At 71.3% G+C, this 19,951-nt stretch carries 12 protein-coding genes; 6 read left to right on the top strand and 6 right to left on the bottom strand.

What is annotated here, in order from left to right:
* Nucleotides 1-8 precede the first annotated feature (8 nt).
* On the bottom strand, nucleotides 9-1,463 hold the full coding sequence (locus tag QIS96_RS10845) for a S28 family serine protease (RefSeq protein WP_282542265.1): 1,455 nt from the start codon (nucleotides 1,461-1,463) through the stop codon (nucleotides 9-11).
* Between the two features lie 109 nt (nucleotides 1,464-1,572).
* A complete protein-coding gene (locus QIS96_RS10840) occupies nucleotides 1,573-1,923 on the bottom strand; it encodes a hypothetical protein (RefSeq protein WP_282542264.1) in 351 nt (116 codons plus the stop codon).
* Nucleotides 1,924-2,140: 217 nt separating this feature from the next.
* Between QIS96_RS10840 and QIS96_RS10835 the strand changes: the two genes are divergently transcribed.
* The gene (locus QIS96_RS10835; protein WP_282542263.1) at nucleotides 2,141-2,650 is read left to right on the top strand and encodes a hypothetical protein; all 510 of its coding nucleotides are present in this window, start codon (nucleotides 2,141-2,143) and stop codon (nucleotides 2,648-2,650) included.
* A 1-nt stretch (nucleotide 2,651) separates the two neighbouring features.
* Here the strand turns inward: QIS96_RS10835 and QIS96_RS10830 are convergent, their stop codons facing one another.
* The 4 genes from QIS96_RS10830 to QIS96_RS10815 form a co-directional block, all read right to left on the bottom strand.
* Nucleotides 2,652-6,425, bottom strand: a complete 3,774-nt coding sequence (locus QIS96_RS10830) for an ABC transporter ATP-binding protein (protein ID WP_282542262.1) — start codon at nucleotides 6,423-6,425, stop codon at nucleotides 2,652-2,654.
* Nucleotides 6,426-6,946: 521 nt separating this feature from the next.
* A complete protein-coding gene (locus QIS96_RS10825) occupies nucleotides 6,947-8,767 on the bottom strand; it encodes a glycoside hydrolase family 3 protein (protein WP_282542261.1) in 1,821 nt (606 codons plus the stop codon).
* 239 nt (nucleotides 8,768-9,006) lie between these two features.
* Complete coding sequence (locus tag QIS96_RS10820; protein ID WP_282542260.1) at nucleotides 9,007-9,804, bottom strand: sugar phosphate isomerase/epimerase family protein; 798 nt, start codon at nucleotides 9,802-9,804, stop codon at nucleotides 9,007-9,009.
* Nucleotides 9,805-10,198: 394 nt separating this feature from the next.
* Nucleotides 10,199-11,239, bottom strand: coding sequence for a LacI family DNA-binding transcriptional regulator (locus QIS96_RS10815; RefSeq protein WP_282542259.1), 1,041 nt, complete (start codon nucleotides 11,237-11,239; stop codon nucleotides 10,199-10,201).
* Nucleotides 11,240-11,523: 284 nt separating this feature from the next.
* Here QIS96_RS10815 and QIS96_RS10810 point away from each other — a divergent pair, with 284 nt between their 5' ends.
* The 5 genes from QIS96_RS10810 (at nucleotide 11,524) to QIS96_RS10790 (ending at nucleotide 19,526) form a co-directional block, all read left to right on the top strand.
* Complete coding sequence (locus QIS96_RS10810) at nucleotides 11,524-12,675, top strand: Gfo/Idh/MocA family protein (RefSeq protein ID WP_282542258.1); 1,152 nt, start codon at nucleotides 11,524-11,526, stop codon at nucleotides 12,673-12,675.
* Nucleotides 12,672-13,853: a dihydrodipicolinate synthase family protein gene (locus tag QIS96_RS10805; RefSeq protein WP_282542257.1), complete on the top strand. Its 1,182-nt coding sequence runs from the start codon at nucleotides 12,672-12,674 to the stop codon at nucleotides 13,851-13,853. Before QIS96_RS10810 ends, QIS96_RS10805 begins: the two co-directional genes overlap by 4 nt.
* Complete coding sequence (locus QIS96_RS10800) at nucleotides 13,850-14,680, top strand: sugar phosphate isomerase/epimerase family protein (RefSeq protein WP_282542256.1); 831 nt, start codon at nucleotides 13,850-13,852, stop codon at nucleotides 14,678-14,680. Before QIS96_RS10805 ends, QIS96_RS10800 begins: the two co-directional genes overlap by 4 nt.
* 1,094 nt (nucleotides 14,681-15,774) lie before the next feature.
* The gene (recD2, locus tag QIS96_RS10795) at nucleotides 15,775-18,018 is read left to right on the top strand and encodes an SF1B family DNA helicase RecD2 (RefSeq protein ID WP_282542255.1); all 2,244 of its coding nucleotides are present in this window, start codon (nucleotides 15,775-15,777) and stop codon (nucleotides 18,016-18,018) included.
* A 218-nt stretch (nucleotides 18,019-18,236) separates the two neighbouring features.
* A complete protein-coding gene (locus tag QIS96_RS10790; RefSeq protein WP_282542254.1) occupies nucleotides 18,237-19,526 on the top strand; it encodes a citrate synthase in 1,290 nt (429 codons plus the stop codon).
* Nucleotides 19,527-19,951: the final 425 nt, after the last annotated feature.

The following is a 19,951-nucleotide window of genomic DNA, read 5'->3' as shown; positions in this document are numbered from 1 at the left end:
GCTGCCCCTTAGGGGCGCAGCCCCTTCCGTACGTCCTGCTTGTCCAGTGTCGCGTCGTACGCGGCCAGCGGCTTCGCCTTCGACGGGTCGGACTTGACGGCCGCCGGGGCGACGCCCGCCCACTTCAGGATGTCGGCGGTGGCCTTGGCCTTCTCGTCGGCGACGAGACCGGCGACGTTCGCGCCGTGGTTGGCGCCCGGCGCCGTCACCACGTACGAGTCCTCGGTGCCCGCGCCGGGGCGGAACGGCTCGGAGCCCCACGGGTCGTTCTGGCCGTAGACGAAGAGCATCCGCTCCGCGTTCTGCCGCACCCAGCTGTCCACGTCGCGCATCGTCGACGGGTCGAAGGACATCGGGATGTCACGCGGCACGAAGTTGCGCGGCGGCTGGTAGCCGTAGCGCGTCAGGCCCTCCAGGTGCGGCTGCTGGATGGTGGGCGCGCCCAGCTGCGTACCCGCCTGGTAGTAGTACGGCGTGTAGTCGGCCAGGCTCTGGTCGGTGTAGGCGGACCAGCCGGCGATCGTGTCGATGTAGTCGAACAGCTCCTGGTCGCTGACCTTCGCCGCTTCGGGTACGTCGGCGCAGTCCGCCTCCAGGCTGTACTGCCAGAAGCCCCAGGCCGTGTCGAGGACGGTCGCCTCGAAGGCCTTGTCGAGGGTGCCCACGGTCTTCACGGTGTAGTCGCCCGCGGCCAGGTAGTCCGCGTACAGCTTCTCCATCGGCTCGCGCCGCACCAGTGCCTCGCGCTCGACGGCCTGCAGCGCCTCGCGGCACTCCTTCGGCCCGACGGTCTCGAAGAACCGGTCGTACGCCGAGTCCTCGTTGTTGACGACGTCGTTGGGCGCGACGTACGCGACGACGCCGTCCATGTCGTCCGGGTGGAAGCGCTCGTAGTACGTGGCGGTCATGCCGCCCTTCGAACCGCCCGTCGCCAGCCACTTCTTGGAGTAGATCGGCTTGAGGGCCTCGAAGAGGCGGTGCTGGTCGGCGGCGGCCTGCTGGATGTCGAGCTTCGACCAGTCGGCGGGGTCGGGGCGCGACGGCGAGAAGAAGCGGTACTCCAGGGAGACCTGGTTGCCGTCCACGATCTGCGTCGGCTCGCTGCGGCGCGGGTTCGTGGAGACGTGGTAGCCGGAGGTGAAGAACACCGTCGGCCGCGCGGTGTCCTTGTGCAGGACGGTCAGCCGCTGCTCGAACGTGCCCTTGCCGGGGTTCTTGTGGTCGACCGGCTGTGTGTAGCCGAGGACGAAGAAGCGGTAGCCGGGGTACGGCTTCTCCTCGATCAGGCGCATGCCGTCGATCGCGAGCAGCCGGTCCTTGATGTCGGCCTCGGCCCCGTCGTCCTGAGCCTGAGCCTGTGTCTGCGGCGCTGTCTGCGGCTGTGCGGCGGTGGCCGCACCCGCCGCGCTCACGGTGCCTATGAGCACCACGAGCGACAGCAGCCATCTGAGTGCCTTACGCATGCACCCTCCCCTGTGTCACGGATGTCCGCCGGAACCTATCGGAGCAACTCCTGTGGCACCAGAGGGGATTGGGGAACCAGAGGCGGTTCAGTGGCAGTTCAGTGGCGGTTCAGCACTGGATCCAACGGGGCGCGAGCGAGCCCCCGCCGACCGTGCCGCTGACCCGCACACAGCGGTGCGCGGCGCGCACCGACAGCGGGCCCGCGTACTCCCGGAACATGCCGGAACGGGTCACCGCGCGGTGCCCGCGGGCCTGCAGCGTCACGGACATCCTGCGGGTGCGGCCCGGGTCTTCGGCGTACGTGAGAGCGCAGACGAAACCGCTGGTCTTGAAGACGGTGACGTGGCCGGTGGAGAACCTGAACGTCTTGATCTTGTGGCCCTGGCAGGGGCCGGCCGCGGCCGCCTGCGCGGCGCCCGGACCCAGAAGGGCAAGCAGCAGGGCGGCGGCCGACGTCACGCAGCCGAGCAGCGTCCGTCGGGCCCGTCTCCGAGCTCGTATCCCACTGTGCACAGTCGCCCCTCCCATTGCCGTGCAGCGTACTGAAGTACGGACGATCGCCCTAGAGGGGGCGGTTGCAGGAACTGCCGGAGCTTTACCGGGGGGGTGGGGCAACCTCCGGGGGACGCCCGTCGTCGAACAGAACAGCCGCAGAACCGACAGAAAGGCGGAAGCCATGGCGAAGACGCCCAATCGTCCGCGTACGCCCGGCCGTTCAGGCCGGTTACTCCTCGTCGCCGCGACCTGCACCGCACTCGCAGCGGTCCCCGCGGCGGCCGCCGTACAACCGGAACAAGCGCAGCCCGTCCAACAGAGCAAGCAGCAGCGGTACGCCGGCAGCCCCGGGAACGTCGCCGAGCGCGTGGCGCACTTCTACGCCGCGTACGTCGACGTCGCCAGCGACCGGGGCGGTGCCGTCGGCGGTGAACTCCGCAAGTTCTACCTGACGTCCGAACTGCGCACCCGGCTCGCCGAGTGGGAGCAGCAGCACGAGGCCGACGGCGTCCTGCGGGCGCAGAACGTGCCGAGCGCGTGGAAGGTCACCCCCGGCGACAGCGGCATGGGCCACACCTGGTCCACGGTCCGGCTGACCTGGGGCAAGGGCCAGGACCGCATGTACACCTACCTCGCGGTGCAGTCGGACCTGGCCACCCGGAAGATCTCCGACATCAAGTCGAAGTACTGAACTACGGGGTGCTGACGCCGACCGGCGAGTCCGGCTCCGGCGACTCCTCCACCGGCTCCCCGATGAAAGTCCGCCACAGGCGCGCGTACTTGCCGTCCAGGGCGAGGAGTTCGTCGTGCGTGCCGTCCTCCGCGACCCGGCCGCGGTCCATCACCACGACCCGGTCGGCGCGGGCTGCCGTCGTCAGCCGGTGCGCCACGACGAGCGTGGTGCGACGGCCGGCGAGCCGGTCCGCGGCTGCGTTGACCTGCGCCTCGGTGGCCAGGTCGAGCGCGGCCGTGGCCTCGTCGAGGAGCAGGATGTCCGGGTCGACCAGCTCGGCGCGGGCCAGGGCGATCAACTGCCGCTGCCCCGCGGAGAGGTTGCGGCCGCGCTCGGTCACGGCGTGCAGATAGCCGCCGTCGAGCCGGGCGATCATCTCGTGCGCCCCGACGCTGCGCGCGGCCGCTTCCACCTCGGCGTCGGACGCGTCCGGGCGCCCGTACGCGATCGCGTCCCGCACCGTGCCCTCGAAGAGGTACGCCTCCTGCGGCACGACGCCGAGGCGGTGGCGGTACGAGGCGAGGCCCAGGTCGCGCAGGTCCGTGCCGTCGACGGTGACCCGGCCCGCCGTCGGGTCGTAGAACCGGGCGACGAGCTTCACCAGCGTCGACTTGCCCGCACCGGTCTCGCCGACGAACGCGACGGTCTGCCCGGCCGGAATGCGCAGGTTGACGTCGGACAGGGCGGTCTCCTCCGCGGCGTCCGGGGAGACAGCCGCCCCGTACCCGAACTGCACGTCCTCGAAGGCGATCTCGCCGCGCAGCGAGGGCACGTCGAGCGGCTCGGCGGCGCTCTTCGTGGACGTCGGCTCGCGCAGCAGTTCCTGGATGCGGCCGAGCGAGACCGTCGCCTGCTGGTACCCGTCGAAGACCTGCGAAAGCTGCTGCACGGGCGCGAAGAACAGGTCGATGTAGAGCAGATACGCCACCAGGGCACCCGTCGTCAGCGTGCCCCCGTCGACCCGGTGCGCACCCACGATCAGCACCGCGGCCGCGGCGACGGACGACAGGAGCTGCACGAACGGGAAGTACACGGAGATCAGCCACTGGCCGCGGATACGGGCCCTGCGGTAGCTGTCGCTGCGCTCCCGGAACCGCGCGGCGCCGGACTGCTCGCGGCGGAAGGCCTGCACGATCCGAAGCCCGGACACGGACTCCTGGAGGTCGGCGTTCACCACCGAGACGCGCTCACGGGCGAGTTCGTACGCCTTCACGCTGGACTTGCGGAAGAAGTACGTGCCCACGATCAGGACCGGCAGCGTCGCGAACACCACAAGGGCGAGCTGGAGGTCGATCACCAGGAGGGCGCCCATGATGCCGAAGAACGTCACGACCGACACGAACGCGGTGACCAGGCCGGTCTGCAGGAACGTGGACAGGGCGTCCACGTCGGTCGTCATCCGGGTCATGATGCGCCCGGTCAACTCCCGCTCGTAGTAGTCGAGTCCGAGCCGCTGCAGCTGCGAGAAGATCTTCAGGCGCAACGCGTACAGGACGCGCTCGCCGGTGCGCCCCGTCATCCGGGTCTCGCCGATCTGCGCCGCCCACTGCACGAGGACCGTGACGAGGCCGAGCGCCGCCGCCGCCCACACCGCGCCGAGCGCGAGCTGCTCCACGCCCTCGTCGATGCCGTGCCGGATCAGCACCGGGAGCAGCAGCCCCATCCCCGCGTCCACGGCGACCAGCAGCAGCGCGAAGAGGAGCGGCTTCCCGAACCCGCGCAGCAGGCGCCGCAGCCCGTACGACTCCTCCGGAGTGACCGCACGCGCCTCGTCGACCTGCGGGGTGTCCGTGGCCGGCGGCAGCGCGTCGACCTGCGCGAGCAGCTCGGGCGTCGCCGGAGTGCCCGCAAGCGCCAGATCTCTCGGCTCCCGGTCCCCGCTCCACAGCCTCGGCGTGATGCCCCGCTCGGCGTCGAACTCGGCGTCCAGCTCGGCCCGTACGGAGGTGTCCTCCTCGTCGGCGATCGCGGCCCGCGCGACATGGCCGGGGGAGACCCCGCCCAGCTCGTCCGGGTCGGTGAGCAGCCGCCGGTAGAGCGCCGAGCGCTCTTCGAGCTCCTCGTGCGTGCCGATGTCGGCGAGGCGGCCTTCGTCGAGCACGGCGATGCGGTCGGCGAGGCCGAGGGTGGAGCGGCGGTGTGCGATGAGCAGCGTCGTACGGCCCGCCATGACGCCGCGCAGCGCCTCGTGGATCTCGTGCTCCACGCGCGCGTCGACCGCCGATGTGGCGTCGTCGAGGACGAGGAGGCGCGGGTCGGTGAGGATCGCGCGGGCCAGGGCGAGGCGCTGGCGCTGGCCGCCGGAGAGCGTGAGGCCGTGCTCGCCGACCTTCGTGTCGTACCCCTCGGGCAGATCCGCGATGAAGCCCTCGGCCTGCGCCGCGCGTGCGGCCGCCTCGATCTGCTCCTGCGTCGCCTCCGGCAGGCCGTACGCGATGTTGGCGCGGACCGTGTCGGAGAACAGGAACGAGTCCTCGGGGACCAGGCCGATCGCGGCGCGCAGCGACTGCAGGGTCAGCTCGCGCACGTCGTGCCCGCCGACCAGGACCGCGCCGTGCGTCACGTCGTAGTAGCGGGGCAGCAGCAGCGACACCGTCGACTTGCCGCTGCCGGAGGCGCCGACGACGGCGACGGTCTCACCGGGCCGGATGGACAGCGAGAACCCTTCCAGCACCGGGCGCCCGTCCTCGTACCCGAACGACACGTCGTCGAACTCGACCGTCGCGGGCGCGTCCGCCGGGAGCTCCTTCGTGCCGTCCTGCAGCGAGGGCTCGGTGTCGACCAGCTCCAGGACGCGCTCCACGCCCGCGCGTGCCTGCTGCCCCACGGTCAGCACCATGGCGAGCATCCGCACCGGGCCCACCAGCTGCGCCAGATACGTCGAGAACGCCACGAACGTGCCGAGCGTGATCTGCCCGCGCACCGCAAGCCAGCCGCCGAGGGCCAGCATCGCGACCTGCCCGAGCGCGGGCACGGCCTGCAGCGCCGGGGTGTACCGCGCGTTCAGGCGGATCGTGCGAAGGCGGCCCGCGAACAGCTTCCGGCCGACTTCGCGCAGCTTCCCCGTCTCCTGCTCCTCCTGCCCGAAGCCCTTCACCACGCGTACGCCCGACACCGCGCCGTCGACCACGCCCGCGACGGCGGCGGCCTGCGCCTGCGCGTACCAGGTGGCCGGGTGCAGACGGCTCTTGCTGCGCTTGGCGATGAACCACAGGGCGGGGGCCACGGCGAGCGCGACGAGCGTCAGCGGCAGCGACAGCCAGGCCATGATCACCAGGGAGATCAGGAACAGCAGGATGTTGCCGATGGTCATCGGCAGCATGAAGAGCAGGCCCTGGATCAGCTGCAGGTCGCTGGTGGCGCGGCCGATGACCTGCCCGGTGGACAGCTCGTCCTGCCGCCGCCCGTCCAGCTTCGTGATCGTGTCGTACATGTCCGTGCGCAGGTCGTGCTGCACGTCCAGGGCCAGCCGGCCGCCGTAGTAGCGGCGGATGTACGTCAGTCCGTACACGATGACGGCCGCGGCTATCAGCAGGCCCGTCCACACGGCCAGGGAGCGTTTGGGGGTGTCGATGACGTCGTCGATCACCACCTTGGTGATCAGCGGGACGAGGGCCATCACGGCCATGCCCGCGAGGGAGGCGCCGAGCGCGAGCACCACGTCCTTCGGGTACCGCCAGGCGTAGCCCGCGAGCCGCCGAGCCCACCCCTGCTGCTGCTCTGCCCCGGTCACGTATGGCCTCCCGCCGCTCTGCACTGACGGACATCACCAACGCCCCCGGCCGGTCATTTCATCCCGCCGCAACAAACTGGGGGCTGGGGGAGGAGGGGGGTGGGCCTGTGGTCCTAGGCCCGGCGGTCTTCTCCCCTCCCCGCCCCTACCCGAAGTCCTCGCCGGACGGCTCTCGGGGCTGCCGCCCCGGACCCCGGCTTGTTCGTCGGCTGCTGCGCCGTCGTGGCTGGTCGCGCAGTTCCCCGCGCCCCTAAAGACCAGCCCCTGTCGGGGCTAAATCCAGCCGCAGCCGCAAAATCCAGCCCCTCCGGCGTTTGAGGAGCGGGGGGTCCGGGGGCTGGTCCCCGAAACGGGGTCCGGGGCGGAGCCCCGAGGCGGGGTCCAGGGGCGGCAGCCCCGGGCAGGGGGTCCGGGGGCGGAGTCCCTGGAGCTGTCCGCAGGACTTTCGGGAAGGGGCGGGGTGGGGGAAAAAGCCCGACGGGGCCCGGGTCGACGGTGCGGTGCGGGCCCCGTGGAACCGCTCAGTACGACAACCCGTACCCGACCGGATACAGCACGCTCCCCGGATCCTCGGCCCGCTGCACCGGCACCGGCAGCCGCCCCTCCGGCGAGACCTCCCCGGCGATCACCCGCGCAGCGGCCCGCAGCTCCGTGTCGGTCCAGGAGTACGCCGCCAGGTACGCCGCGACGCCCGGCAGCTGGGCGACGTCGTACGGGTTGCGGATCGCGACCGCGACCACCGGGGTCCCGGTGGCGCGCAGCCGCTCCACGAGGGTGCGCTGCGAGCTGCTCGCCGTCACGTTGTACGTCCCGACGACCACCGCGTCCTTGCCCGCCGCCGCGGCCACCGCCTCGTCGATCTTCGCGTCGGTCGGGGCCGTACCGGTGGACAGCGCGGTGGCCGCGAAACCGAGCTCCGTGAGGGCCTTGGCCAGCACTGTGGTGGGCGGGCCCGTCGTGCCGGACGGCGATGCCGGGTCGGCGCCGACCACCAGGACGTCGTGCTGCCTGCGGGGCGACAGGGGCAGCAGCCCGCCCTCGTTGACCAGGAGCGTCGTCGTACGGTCGGCGATCCGGTCGGCCGCGGCGAGGTGCGAGCGCGTACCGACTTCGCTGTCCACGCGCGCGTGCGTGACGTACGGATCCTCGAACAGGCCGCGACGGGCCTTGAGCTCGAGGATGCGCAGGATCGATGCGTCGAGCCGTTCCTCGGTCAGTTCGCCGTCCTTGACCGCCTGGAGCACCGCGTTCCACGCGACCTCCGGCTGCGGCGGGTTGAGCAGCTGGTCCACGCCCGCCTTCAGGGCGAGCACCGGCACCCGGTCGTCGCCGTACTTGGTGCGTACGCCCTGCATGCCGAGCGAGTCCGTCACGACGACGCCGTCGTAGCCGAGCTGCTCGCGCAGGATGCCGGTGAGGATGGGCGCGGAGAGCGTCGCCGGGTCCTCGGCGGGGTCGAGCGCGGGGACCACGATGTGCGCCGTCATGATCGAGTCGATCCCGGCCGCGATCGCCGCCTCGAACGGCGGCGCGTCCAGCTCCTGCCACTCCTCGCGGGTGTGGTGGATCGTCGGCAGCGCGTAGTGGCTGTCGTCCTTGGTGTCGCCGTGCCCCGGGAAGTGCTTGGAGGTCGCCGCGACCCCGCCGCTCTGGTAGCCCTCGACCTGCGCCGAGACCAGGCGGGCCACGGCCTCGGGGTCGGAGCCGAAGGAGCGCACCCCGATCACGGGGTTGGCCGGGTTCACGTTCACGTCCGCGACCGGCGCATAGTTCTGCCGGATGCCCATCGCGGCCAGTTCGACGCCCGCGATCCGGGCCGCCCTGCGGGCCTCCGTGGGCGACCCGGCGGCGCCGAGGGCCATCGCGCCGGGCAGGAGAGTGGCCGGCTTGCCGACCCGGGCGACGATGCCGTGCTCCTGGTCGGTGGATATCAACACCGGTATTCGGTGCGGCTGTTGGAGGGCGGCGCGCTGGATGCCGTTGGACAGGTCGGCGATCTGGTGCGGCTCGCGGGTGTTGTGCGCCCAGCCGAAGTAGATGATGCCGCCGACGCGGTACTTGGCGATCAGCTCGGCGGCGTTGCGCACGCCCGCCTCTTCCAGGTTCTTGTCGACGTCGCCCTGGTCGGGCTCGGTCGCGGAGTGGCCGTAGACCCGCATCACGAAGAGCTGGCCGACCTTCTCCTCCAGGCTCATGCGGTTGATGAGGGCGCGCAGGGCGGTGCGGTTCACGGTGCTCTTCTCCGCCGCGCGTGCGGAGTTCGCACCCACCGCGAGGGCGGCGGCGGAACCCGCGGTGGCGGCGAGCAGGGTACGTCTTGAGGTGCGGAGGCGATCGGACATGTCGCTCCCGAGACTCGGAGCCCGGACCGCACAAGCCCGACATCCGTGGACCGTTGCCTGTGCGGTCCCGGACTGGTGAAGGAAACTTCCGGGAGGCTACGGATAGTCGGAAAGTTTCTTACGGTCAAGAGAGCGTGCTGTTGCGGGAGTCGGGCCTGTGCGTTTGGCGTTGGAGACTCAGCTCAGCCTGCACGCGCGCGTAGAGGCGGTTTTCAAAGCGGCACTCTTCAAGCGATGCCTTAAGCCGACTCGTTGAGGAGCTGCCCCAAGTGCGCCCGCCCCGCCGCGAGTTGTCCCGGAAGCGGGGCCGCCTCCGGGTGCCAGCGGGCCTCGTACTCCCAGCACAGCCACCCGTCCCAGCCCTTGCGGCTGAGCAGCTCCACGCACTCCGTGAGCGGCAGCACCCCGGAGCCCAGGGCGAGCGGGACGGTGTCGTCGGCGGAGGCGATGTCCTTCACCTGGACGTAGCCGAGATACGGGGCGAGCGCGGCGTACGACGCCGAGGGCTGCTCGCCGCCCAGCCAGGTGTGCATGACGTCCCACAGGGCCCCCACGTGGAGGTGTCCGACCGTGCCGAGCACGCGCGTGGCGGCGGCGCCCGTGCGGTGCGAGTCGTGCGTCTCCAGGAGGACCCGCACCCCGGCGTCGGCCGCGTACTCGGCTGCGGCCCCCAGGCGGCGCACGGCCGTCGCGTCCGCCTCGTCCGGGCTCTGCTCGCCGCCGCCGGGGAAGACCCGGACGTACGGGGCGCCCAGGTCGCGGGCCAGGTCGCACAGGGCGCGCAGCTCGGCGAGGACCGGCTCGTCCGCGCCGGGCGCTGCCACGCGCGCGTACCCGGCGATTCCCAGGACCTCCACGCCGGACGCCTTGAACTCGGCGGCGGCGTCCGCCCGTTCGGCCCCGCTGAGCCCGAGGTGCACCGGCTCCTCGGGGTGCGCGCGCAGCTCGACGCCGTGGTACCCGTGCGCGGTGGCGAGCCGCACCACGTCGGACAGCGGCATCCCGGGCACGCCGAGGGTGGAGAAGGCCAGCTTCACGGCGGGCTCCTGAGGGGTGCGGGGGCGACTAGGGGCGGACTTGGGGCGGACCCTAGAAACCCCGGGCCCGACAGGCAAGCCCTGGTGGCCACCGGCGCGGCGAGCGAGCGCTGAAATACCCGGCGGGCAGGCCTGGGGCACTGGCCCGGTGAGCAGGAGCTGAATCCCCCGGTCTGGCGGGCGGGCCCTGGAAGCCCCCCCAGGGAGCCGGGTGCGGCCCGTCGTGGGCTGGTCGCGCAGTTCCCCGCGCCCCTGACGGGGCACCCCACCGTGCCCCACAGAGGCGGGAGTTGCCGGGCTCCTGAAGCCTCTAGTCGGTTGAGCAGCCCCTGGACCCCCGGCCCGGCAGGCGAGCCCTGGAATCCCGGCCCCGCAAGCAACCCCCGCCGAGCGCTCACGCCTTGCCCGTGGAGCCCCGTACGACGAGTTCCCCGTGGATCGTGGCCGTGCCGCCCGGTGGCTCCTGCTCGCGGCCCATGGCGATGCGCCCCGCGCGGGCGGCGGCCTCGGCGAGCGGCAGCCGTACGGTCGTCAGGGCGGGCACCGCGTCCACGCTGAACGGCAGGTCGTCGAAGCCGGCCACCGAGACGTCGTCCGGGATGCGCCGCCCCGCCTCGCGCAGCGCCGCACACGCGCCGAGCGCCACCGTGTCGTTGGCCGCGACGATCGCCGTCAACGCGGGCTCCCGGCGCAGCAGTTCGACGGTGGCGGCATGGCCCGTGGCGCGGTCGTACGGGCCGTGCAGGGTGAGCTCCGCGCCGCGCGGCAGGCCCGTGTCCGCGAGGGCGTCACGGTGGCCCTCCAGGCGGTGCCGGGTGGTCGTGCGCTCCTCGGGGCCCGCGATGTAGCCGATCCTGCGGTGGCCGAGGGCGAGCAGGTGCTCGGTGAGGGCGCGGCCGCCGCCGCGGTTGTCGAAGCTGAGCGCGACGGCGCCGGTCTCGGGCGCGGGCGGGCGGCCGCAGAGCACCACGCGCGTGCCGGCGTCCGTGAGCCGCTGCAGCTTCGCGGTGAGCGCCGCCGCGTGCTCGGCGTCCTCGACGGCGCCGCCGGTGATGACGACGGCCGCGGCGCGCTGGCGCTGCAGCAGGGTCAGATACGTGAGTTCGCGCTCGGGGGAGCCGCCGGTGTTGCACACCACCGCGAGCCGCTCCCCGCCCGCGCGCCCCCCGGGGCCGCCGATCTCCGACTGCACCGCGCCGGCCATGATCCCGAAGAACGGGTCGGCGATGTCGTTGACGAGGATGCCGACCAGGTCGGAAGCGGCCGCGGCGAGGGAGCTCGCGGGCCCGTTCAGGACGTAGTCCAGCTCGTCCACCGCGCGCAGCACCCGTTCCCTGGTGGCCGCCGCCACCGGGTAGTTGCCGTTGAGGACGCGGGAGACGGTGGCGGGGGACACCTGTGCGCGGGCCGCCACGTCCGCCAGGGTCACGGTCATCTGCACGCCTTCCGTGGGCTCTCTTCGGTTCGACAGCCGAGCGGCTCTTCGGTCCACCGCCGAGCGGCTCCCGTCAGCGACCGGAAAACCGTCACCACGCGCGCGTGCCGCCCGCCTTCGGCGACGGTCCGGCGCTCCCCGTGGGGCACTTCGCCCGGCCCTCTTGTACGGGGCTTGTCACGCAGGCTAGCTTTTCCCCGTATAGAAAGCGCTTGCTATGGCACTTTCCGCGGCGCTTTCCATGCCACTCGCTTCAACGGGGAACGGCGTACGGAGGGACTCACGTGACACGTAAGACGGTGCGTATCGCCATGAACGGCGTGACCGGGCGGATGGGCCACCGCCAGCACCTGGTCCGCTCGATTCTCGCGCTGCGCGAGCAGGGCGGCCTCGACCTCGGCGACGGCACCGTGCTGTGGCCCGAGCCGGTCCTCGTGGGCCGCCGCGCCCACGCCCTCCGGGCGCTCGCCGCCGAGCACGGCCTCGAGCACTGGACGACCGACCTGGACGCGGTGCTCGCCGACGACACGATCGACGTCTACTTCGACGCCCAGGTCACCTCGGCCCGCGAGGAGGCCGTCAAGAAGGCCGTCGCCGCCGGAAAACACCTCTATATAGAGAAGCCGAGCGCCACCTCCCTCCAGGGCGCCCTCGAACTGGCCCGCCTGGCGAACGACGCCGGGATCAAGCACGGCGTCGTCCAGGACAAGATCTTCCTGCCGGGCCTGCTGAAGCTGAAGCGCCTCGTCGACGGCGGCTTCTTCGGCCGCATCCTGTCCGTGCGCGGCGAGTTCGGCTACTGGGTCTTCGAGGGCGACTGGCAGGAGGCTCAGCGCCCCTCGTGGAACTACCGCGCGGAGGACGGCGGCGGCATTATCGTCGACATGTTCCCGCACTGGGAGTACGTGCTGCACGAGCTGTTCGGCCGCGTGAAGTCCGTACAGGCGCTGGCCGCCACGCATGTGCCGCAGCGCTGGGACGAACAGCGCAAGCCCTACGCCGCGACCGCCGACGACGCCGCGTACGGCATCTTCGAGCTGGAGGGCGGCGCGGTCGCACAGATCAACTCCTCCTGGGCGGTACGGGTCAACCGCGACGAACTGGTCGAGTTCCAGGTCGACGGAACCGAGGGGTCCGCCGTCGCGGGCCTGCGCAACTGCCGCGCCCAGCACCGCTCCGCGACCCCCAAGCCGGTGTGGAACCCGGACGTCCCGGCGGCCGAGCCGTTCCGTGACCAGTGGCAGGAGGTGCCGGACAACGGCGAGTTCGACAACGGCTTCAAGGTGCAGTGGGAGCTGTTCCTGCGCCATGTGGTGCTCGACGAGCCGTACCAGTGGGACCTGCTCGCGGCCGCGCGCGGAGTGCAGCTGGCGGAGCTGGGCCTCAAGTCCTCGGCCGAGGGCCGCCGTTACGACGTGCCGGAGCTGACCCTGTGACCGTTCTGCTGCCCACGAAAAACGGCGGCACGCGCGCGTACGTCCCGCGGAGCGAGCCGTTCCGCCCCTCGGGCTCGGCCCCGCTCGCGTCCCGCACCGTGTTCTCGGCGGCTCATGTGGTGGCCGACCCGTACGCCGACACCTCGCCGGACGGGCCGGCCGCCGTCGACTGGGACGCGACGCTCGCCTTCCGCCGCCACCTGTGGTCCCACGGCCTGGGCGTGGCCGAGGCGATGGACACCGCGCAGCGCGGCATGGGCCTGGACTGGACGGGCGCGGCCGAGCTGATCCGGCGCTCGGCGGCCGAGGCGAAGGCGGTCGGCGGCCGCATCGCCTGCGGCGTCGGCACCGACCAACTGACCGGCGGGACCGGCCGCTTCAAGGAGGCGGGCCCCGCCGCCCTGGGCGAGGTCCTGGGCGCCTACGAGGAGCAGCTCGCGCTCGTGGAGGGGACGGGCGCGCAGGCGGTCCTCATGGCGTCCAGGGCCCTCGCCGCCGCGGCCCGCGGCCCCGAGGACTACCTCACGCTCTACGGCCGTCTCCTCGGCCAGTCCGCGGAGCCGGTGATCCTGCACTGGCTGGGCCCCATGTTCGACCCGGCGCTGACCGGCTACTGGGGCTCGACCGACCTGGACGCGGCCACGGAGACCTTCCTTGAGGTCATCGCCGCGCACCCGGACAAGGTCGACGGCGTCAAGATCTCGCTGCTCGACGCGGACCGCGAGGTCGCCCTGCGCCGCCGCCTCCCGCAGGGCGTGCGCTGCTACACCGGCGACGACTTCAACTACCCGGAGCTGATCGCGGGCGACGCGCACGGCTTCAGCCACGCCCTGCTCGGCGTCTTCGACCCCCTCGCCCCGCTGGCGGCGGACGCGGTGCGCGTTCTCGACACCGGCGACACGGAAGGCTTCCGCAAACTCCTCGACCCGACCGTCGAGTTGGCCCGCCACCTCTTCGAGGCGCCCACCCGCTTCTACAAGACGGGTGTCGTGTTCCTCGCCTGGCTCGCGGGCCACCAGCGCCACTTCACGATGGTCGGCGGCCTCCAGTCGGCCCGCTCCCTGCCGCACCTGGCCAGGGCGTACGAACTCGCCGACGGCCTGGGCCTGTTCCCCGACCCTGACCTCGCCGAGGCCCGGATGAGGTCCCTCCTGGACGTGTACGGAGCCGCCCGATGACCGTCGACGCGACCCGCTTCAGCATCAACCAGATGACGGTCAAGCAACTCGCCCTTCCAGAACTGGCATCGGCCTGCGGCGAGTTGGGCATCACAGGCGTCGGCCTGTGGCGCGAGCCGGTCGCGGAGTACGGCCTCGAAGCCACCGCCAAGCTGATGCGCGACTCCGGCCTGACGGTGACGACGCTGTGCCGCGGCGGCTTCCTCACGGCGATCGACCCGCACGCGCGCGTGCGGGCGCTCGACGACAACCGCCGAGCCGTCGACGAGGCCGCGATCCTCGGCACCGACACCCTGGTCCTGGTCTCCGGCGGCCTGCCGCCCGGCAGCCGCGACCTGCACGGCGCCCGCGAACGCATCGCGGAGGCCCTGTCCGAACTCGGCCCGTACGCGCGCGAGCGCGGCGTACGCCTGGCCGTGGAACCCCTGCACCCGATGTTCGCGGCCGACCGCTGCGTGGTCTCGACGCTCACCCAGGCCCTCGACCTGGCGGAGCGGTTCCCCGCCGACGAAGTGGGCGTCTGCGTGGACACGTACCACCTGTGGTGGGACGACCGCGCCCCCGCGGAGGTGGCACGCGCGGGGGTGGGCGGGCGGCTGTACGCGTACCAACTCGCCGACTGGACGACGCCGTTGCCTGCAGGCGTGCTGAATGGGCGTGGCCAACTCGGTGACGGTGCCGTCGACTTCGGGCAGTGGCACGAGTGCGTGACCGCCGCGGGTTATACGGGGCCGGTCGAGGTGGAGCTGTTCAACGAGGAGTTGTGGGCGAGGGGCGGCAGGGAGGTCTTGGCGGAGACGCTGCGACGCTTCAACTCGCTCGCGTAACTGGCCAGCCAGCCAGCCAGCCAGCCAGGCGGTCGGTCAGGCCTATCCTGGCCTGCCTTGCCTCTCCTTTCCCCACCCCGCCCCTTCCCGAAAGTCCTCAGCGGACAGCATCCGGGCTCCGCCCCGGACCCGCGCGTCGCCGTTCGGGGCTTCGCCCCCAGCCCCGGTCGCTTTTCGGCTGCCTGCTTCGTCGTGGCTGATCGCGCAGTTCTCCGCGCCCCTGAAAGCCAGCCCCTGCCAGGGCTAAATCCCGTCCCTAGCCTGCAAGTTCAGCCCTTTGGGATTTGGGAGGGGAGGGCAAGTCGGTCCTGCGGGATTTGAGGGGGAGGGGGCAAGTTTGGCCCGGCGGGATTCGATGGGGTGGGGGCAAGTCAGCCCTGCGGGACTTGCGGGGCGGGGGCAAAATCAGCCCTGCGGGATTTGGGGAGTGGCAAGTCCAGCCCTGCGGGAGCCGAGGGGCGGGGGAAGTTCAGCCCAGCGGGATCCGAGGGGGAAAAGTCGGACCTGCGGGACCTGCGGGGCGGGGGTCAAATTCAGTCTTGAGGGATTCCGAGGGAGAGAGGGCAAGTTCAGCCCTGCGGGGTCCGAGAGGTGGGGGAAAGTTCAGCCCTGCGGGATTTAAGGGTCGAGGGTAAATTCAGCCCCTCCGGCGTTTGAGGAGCGGGGGTTCCGGGGGCTGGCCCCCGAGCGGGGTCCGGGGCGGCAGCCCCGAAAAAACGAGGTCCGGGGGCGGCAGCCCCGTGGTGGGGTCCTCCAGGGGCGGCAGCCCCGGCGGGGTCTGGGGCGGAGCCCCGGGGTGCAGGGGCATGGGGGCGCAGCCCCCGAAGCTGACCGCAGGTCTTTCGGGAAGGGGCGGGGTGGGGAAGGAAAAAACAACCCACCCACCCCCGCACAACCCTTCCGCCCCCGCGCGGGTCGTACCGGATGTCAGGGCCCGGAAGGGATCGGGGGGATCCGGGAGATGGGGGATCGGGCCCTGGACCGAGGGGGAGCCGAGGGGGTCCGGCGGGGTGCCGGACCCCCTCGAAGTCCCGTCGACGCGAAGTTATCCACAGGCTCGGCCGACTGTCCGAGCCCGGCGGTAGCGTCGAGACATGTCGAAAGCGGCGGGGAGCCCGACAGCGGGCACGGCAAGGGGTCTGACGGCGATCGAGGGCGTCCTGGAACGCATCACGTACGCCAACGAGGAGAGCGGTTACACGGTCGCGAGAGTCGACACGGGCCGAGGCGCGGGCGACCTGCTCACGGTCGTGGGCGCGCTGCTCGGCGCGCAGGTCGGCGAGTCTTTGCGCATGGAGGGGCGCTGGGGCTCCCACCCGCAGTACGGCAAGCAGTTCACGGTGGAGAACTACACGACGGTCCTGCCCGCCACGATCCAGGGCATCCGCCGCTATCTCGGCTCGGGCCTGGTCAAGGGCATCGGCCCGATCTTCGCCGACCGCATCACGCGGCACTTCGGCCTGGACACGCTCGACGTCATCGAGCAGGAGCCCAAGCGCCTCATCGAGGTCCCCGGCCTGGGCCCGAAGCGGACGGAGAAGATCGCCGCGGCCTGGGAGGAGCAGAAGGCCATCAAGGAGGTGATGGTCTTCCTGCAGAGCGTCGAGGTCTCCACATCGATCGCGGTGCGGATCTACAAGAAGTACGGCGACGCTTCGATCTCCGTCGTCAAGAACCAGCCCTACCGCCTCGCGGCCGACGTGTGGGGCATCGGCTTCCTCACCGCCGACCGCATCGCCCAGGCCGTCGGCATCCCGCACGACAGCCCGGAGCGCGTCAAGGCCGGCTTGCAGTACGCGCTGTCCCAGTCCACCGACCAGGGCCACTGCTTCCTGCCCGAGGAACAGTTGATCGGTGACGCGGTGAAGCTCCTCCAGGTGGACACGGGCCTGGTCATCGACTGCCTGGCCGAACTCGCCGGCGAGGAGGAGGGCGTGGTCCGCGAGCAGGTGCCGGGCCCGGCGGGCGACGAACCGGTCACGGCCGTCTATCTGGTCCCCTTCCACCGGGCCGAACTCTCCCTGTCCGCCCAGGTGTTGCGGCTGCTACGCACGGAGGAGGACCGGATGCCCGCGTTCCAGGACGTCGACTGGGACAAGGCCCTGGCCTGGCTGCGGCAACGCACGGGCGCCGAACTCGCCCCGGAGCAGGAGGAGGCGGTGCGCCTCGCCCTCACCCGCAAGGTCGCCGTCCTCACCGGAGGCCCCGGCTGCGGCAAGTCCTTCACGGTCCGCTCGGTCGTCGAACTGGCCCGCGCCAAACAGGCCAAGGTCGTCCTCGCCGCCCCCACGGGCCGCGCCGCCAAACGTCTCGCCGAGCTCACCGGCGCCGAAGCGTCCACGGTGCACCGCCTGTTGGAGCTGAAGCCGGGCGGGGACGCCGCGTACGACAGGGACCGCCCGCTGGACGCCGACCTGGTGGTGGTGGACGAGGCGTCGATGCTCGACCTGCTGCTCGCCAACAAGCTGGTGAAGGCCGTTCCGCCGGGCGCCCATCTGCTCTTCGTGGGCGATGTCGACCAGCTGCCCAGCGTCGGCGCGGGCGAGGTGCTCAGAGACCTGCTCGACGAGGCGGGCCCGGTGCCCGCGGTGCGCCTCACCCGGATCTTCCGGCAGGCGCAGCAGTCCGGCGTCGTCACCAACGCCCACCGCATCAACTCCGGTGCCCCGCCGCTCACTCAGGGCCTGAAGGACTTCTTCCTCTTCGTCGCGGAGGAGACGGAGGAGGCGGGACGGCTCACGGTGGACGTCGCGTCCAGACGCATCCCCGCCAAGTTCGGCCTGGACCCGCGGCGGGACGTCCAGGTGCTCGCGCCCATGCACCGCGGCCCGGCCGGCGCGGGCGCGCTCAACGGCCTGCTCCAGCAGGCGGTCACGCCGGCGCGCCCCGACCTGCCGGAGAAGAGATTCGGCGGCCGCACATTCCGCGTCGGCGACAAGGTCACGCAGATCCGCAACAACTACGAGAAGGGCAGGAACGGCGTCTTCAACGGCACCGTCGGCGTCGTCACCGCACTGGACCAGGACGAGCAGCGCCTCACGGTCCTGACGGACGAGGACGAGGAGGTGCCGTACGACTTCGACGAACTGGACGAGCTGGCGCATGCGTACGCGGTCACCATCCACCGCTCGCAGGGCAGCGAGTATCCAGCGGTGGTGATTCCGGTCACCACCGGGGCCTGGATGATGCTCCAGCGGAACCTGCTCTACACCGCTGTGACCAGGGCCAAGAAGCTGGTTGTCCTGGTTGGTTCACGCAAGGCGCTGGGCCAGGCGGTGCGCACGGTATCGGCAGGGCGCAGGTGTACGGCGCTTGACCACCGGCTTCGTGGGAAATGACGATGCGCAGGGCCTGGTTGATCGATCATTTCGGTGGCAAAGCTCACGAGGGGGTTCCGGAACCGGGGCGAAGGGGGCAGGATGTGCAGGCTGGCGGCACTGAGTGCCGCCAATAGGCCCAATGGTCGACCCCGAGTGCACTCTCCAGGGCCAAATGGGGGATGGTAGAGACAGTCAGGGCACCTCGAAGAAGAGGCACTACGTCGGTGAGGGATGACGTGAGCGACAACTCTGTAGTACTGCGGTACGGCGATGGCGAGTACACCTACCCGGTGATCGACAGCACCGTCGGCGACAAGGGCTTCGACATCGGGAAGCTCCGCGCCCAGACCGGTCTGGTGACCCTGGACAGTGGGTATGGCAACACCGCCGCCTATAAATCCGGCATCACTTATCTGGACGGCGAGCAGGGCATCCTGCGGTACCGCGGCTACCCGATCGAGCAGCTGGCGGAGCGCTCCACCTTCCTCGAGGTGGCCTACCTGCTGATCAACGGCGAGCTGCCGACGGTGGACGAGCTGTCCGTCTTCCGCACCGAGATCACCCAGCACACGCTGCTGCACGAGGACGTCAAGCGGTTCTACGACGGCTTCCCGCGGGACGCGCACCCGATGGCCATGCTGTCCTCGGTCGTCTCCGCGCTGTCCACGTTCTACCAGGACAGCCACAACCCGTTCGACGAGAAGCAGCGTCACCTGTCGACGATCCGCCTGCTCGCCAAGCTCCCGACGATCGCGGCGTACGCGTACAAGAAGTCGGTCGGCCACCCGGTGGTCTACCCGCGCAACGACCTCGGCTACGTCGAGAACTTCCTGCGCATGACGTTCTCGGTGCCGGCCGCCGAGTACGACCTGGACCCGGTCGTCGTCTCCGCGCTCGACAAGCTGCTGATCCTGCACGCGGACCACGAGCAGAACTGTTCGACGTCCACCGTGCGCCTGGTCGGCTCGTCGCAGGCGAACATGTTCGCGTCGATCTCCGCCGGCATCTCCGCCCTCTGGGGCCCGCTGCACGGCGGCGCCAACCAGTCCGTCCTGGAGATGCTGGAGCAGATCCAGGCCGACGGCGGCGACGTCGACTCCTTCATCCGCAAGGTGAAGAACAAGGAGGACGGCGTCCGCCTGATGGGCTTCGGCCACCGGGTGTACAAGTCCTTCGACCCGCGCGCGAAGATCATCAAGGCTGCCGCGCACGACGTCCTCTCGGCCCTCGGCAAGTCCGACGAGCTGCTGGACATCGCGCTGAAGCTGGAGGAGCACGCGCTCTCCGACGACTACTTCGTCTCGCGCAACCTCTACCCGAACGTGGACTTCTACACGGGCCTCATCTACCGCGCGATGGGCTTCCCGACCGAGATGTTCACCGTGCTCTTCGCCCTCGGCCGCCTGCCCGGCTGGATCGCCCAGTGGCACGAGATGATCAAGGAGCCGGGCTCCCGCATCGGCCGCCCGCGCCAGATCTACACCGGCGTCGTCGAGCGCGACTTCGTCCCGGTGGAGTCCCGCTGATCCGTCCCGGTCGAGACTCCCGCTGACCCCGGAGCCTCACCGACCCCCAGGGCCTGGAATCCGCGTCCCGCACAGGCGCGGCGGCCAGGCGCAGAGAAGCGCCCCGCGACCGGTCCCCCCACGGGCCGGCCTGCGGGGCGCTTCCCTTTGTCCCCGGTTCGGATTCCCCCCACGGGATCCGGCCGGGCGTCCAAGAGTGCTGCGCCGAGCACACGTCGCGGTCCGCCGGGACGCGTACGCACGGGAGGGCCGCTCAAAGCTCCCCGGTGCACGTGCCCCGGCCAACGCTCTCCCCAGCGCCCTGGAGCGCGGGGATACCTCTGCTGGAGACGTCCCCCAAGACATCCCCAAGACGGCGGGAACGCCCCCCAAGACGTTCAAGCCATCGCACTCTTAGACCTGCGAACCCCCTAAATGGTTACGTG

The organism is Streptomyces cavernicola (assembly GCF_029968035.1).
GTDB lineage: Bacteria > Actinomycetota > Actinomycetes > Streptomycetales > Streptomycetaceae > Streptomyces > Streptomyces cavernicola.
This window is presented reverse-complemented; position numbering and strand designations above follow the sequence as displayed.

What these genes read in the sequence shown, in the direction of transcription:
- QIS96_RS10845 (WP_282542265.1), bottom strand. Translation starts at nt 1,463, where the DNA reads ATGCGTAAGGCACTCAGATGGCTGCTGTCGCTCGTGGTGCTCATAGGC.
- QIS96_RS10835 (WP_282542263.1), top strand. Translation starts at nt 2,141, where the DNA reads ATGGCGAAGACGCCCAATCGTCCGCGTACGCCCGGCCGTTCAGGCCGG.
- QIS96_RS10825 (WP_282542261.1), bottom strand. Translation starts at nt 8,767, where the DNA reads ATGTCCGATCGCCTCCGCACCTCAAGACGTACCCTGCTCGCCGCCACC.
- QIS96_RS10815 (WP_282542259.1), bottom strand. Translation starts at nt 11,239, where the DNA reads ATGACCGTGACCCTGGCGGACGTGGCGGCCCGCGCACAGGTGTCCCCC.
- QIS96_RS10800 (WP_282542256.1), top strand. Translation starts at nt 13,850, where the DNA reads ATGACCGTCGACGCGACCCGCTTCAGCATCAACCAGATGACGGTCAAG.
- recD2 (WP_282542255.1), top strand. Translation starts at nt 15,775, where the DNA reads ATGTCGAAAGCGGCGGGGAGCCCGACAGCGGGCACGGCAAGGGGTCTG.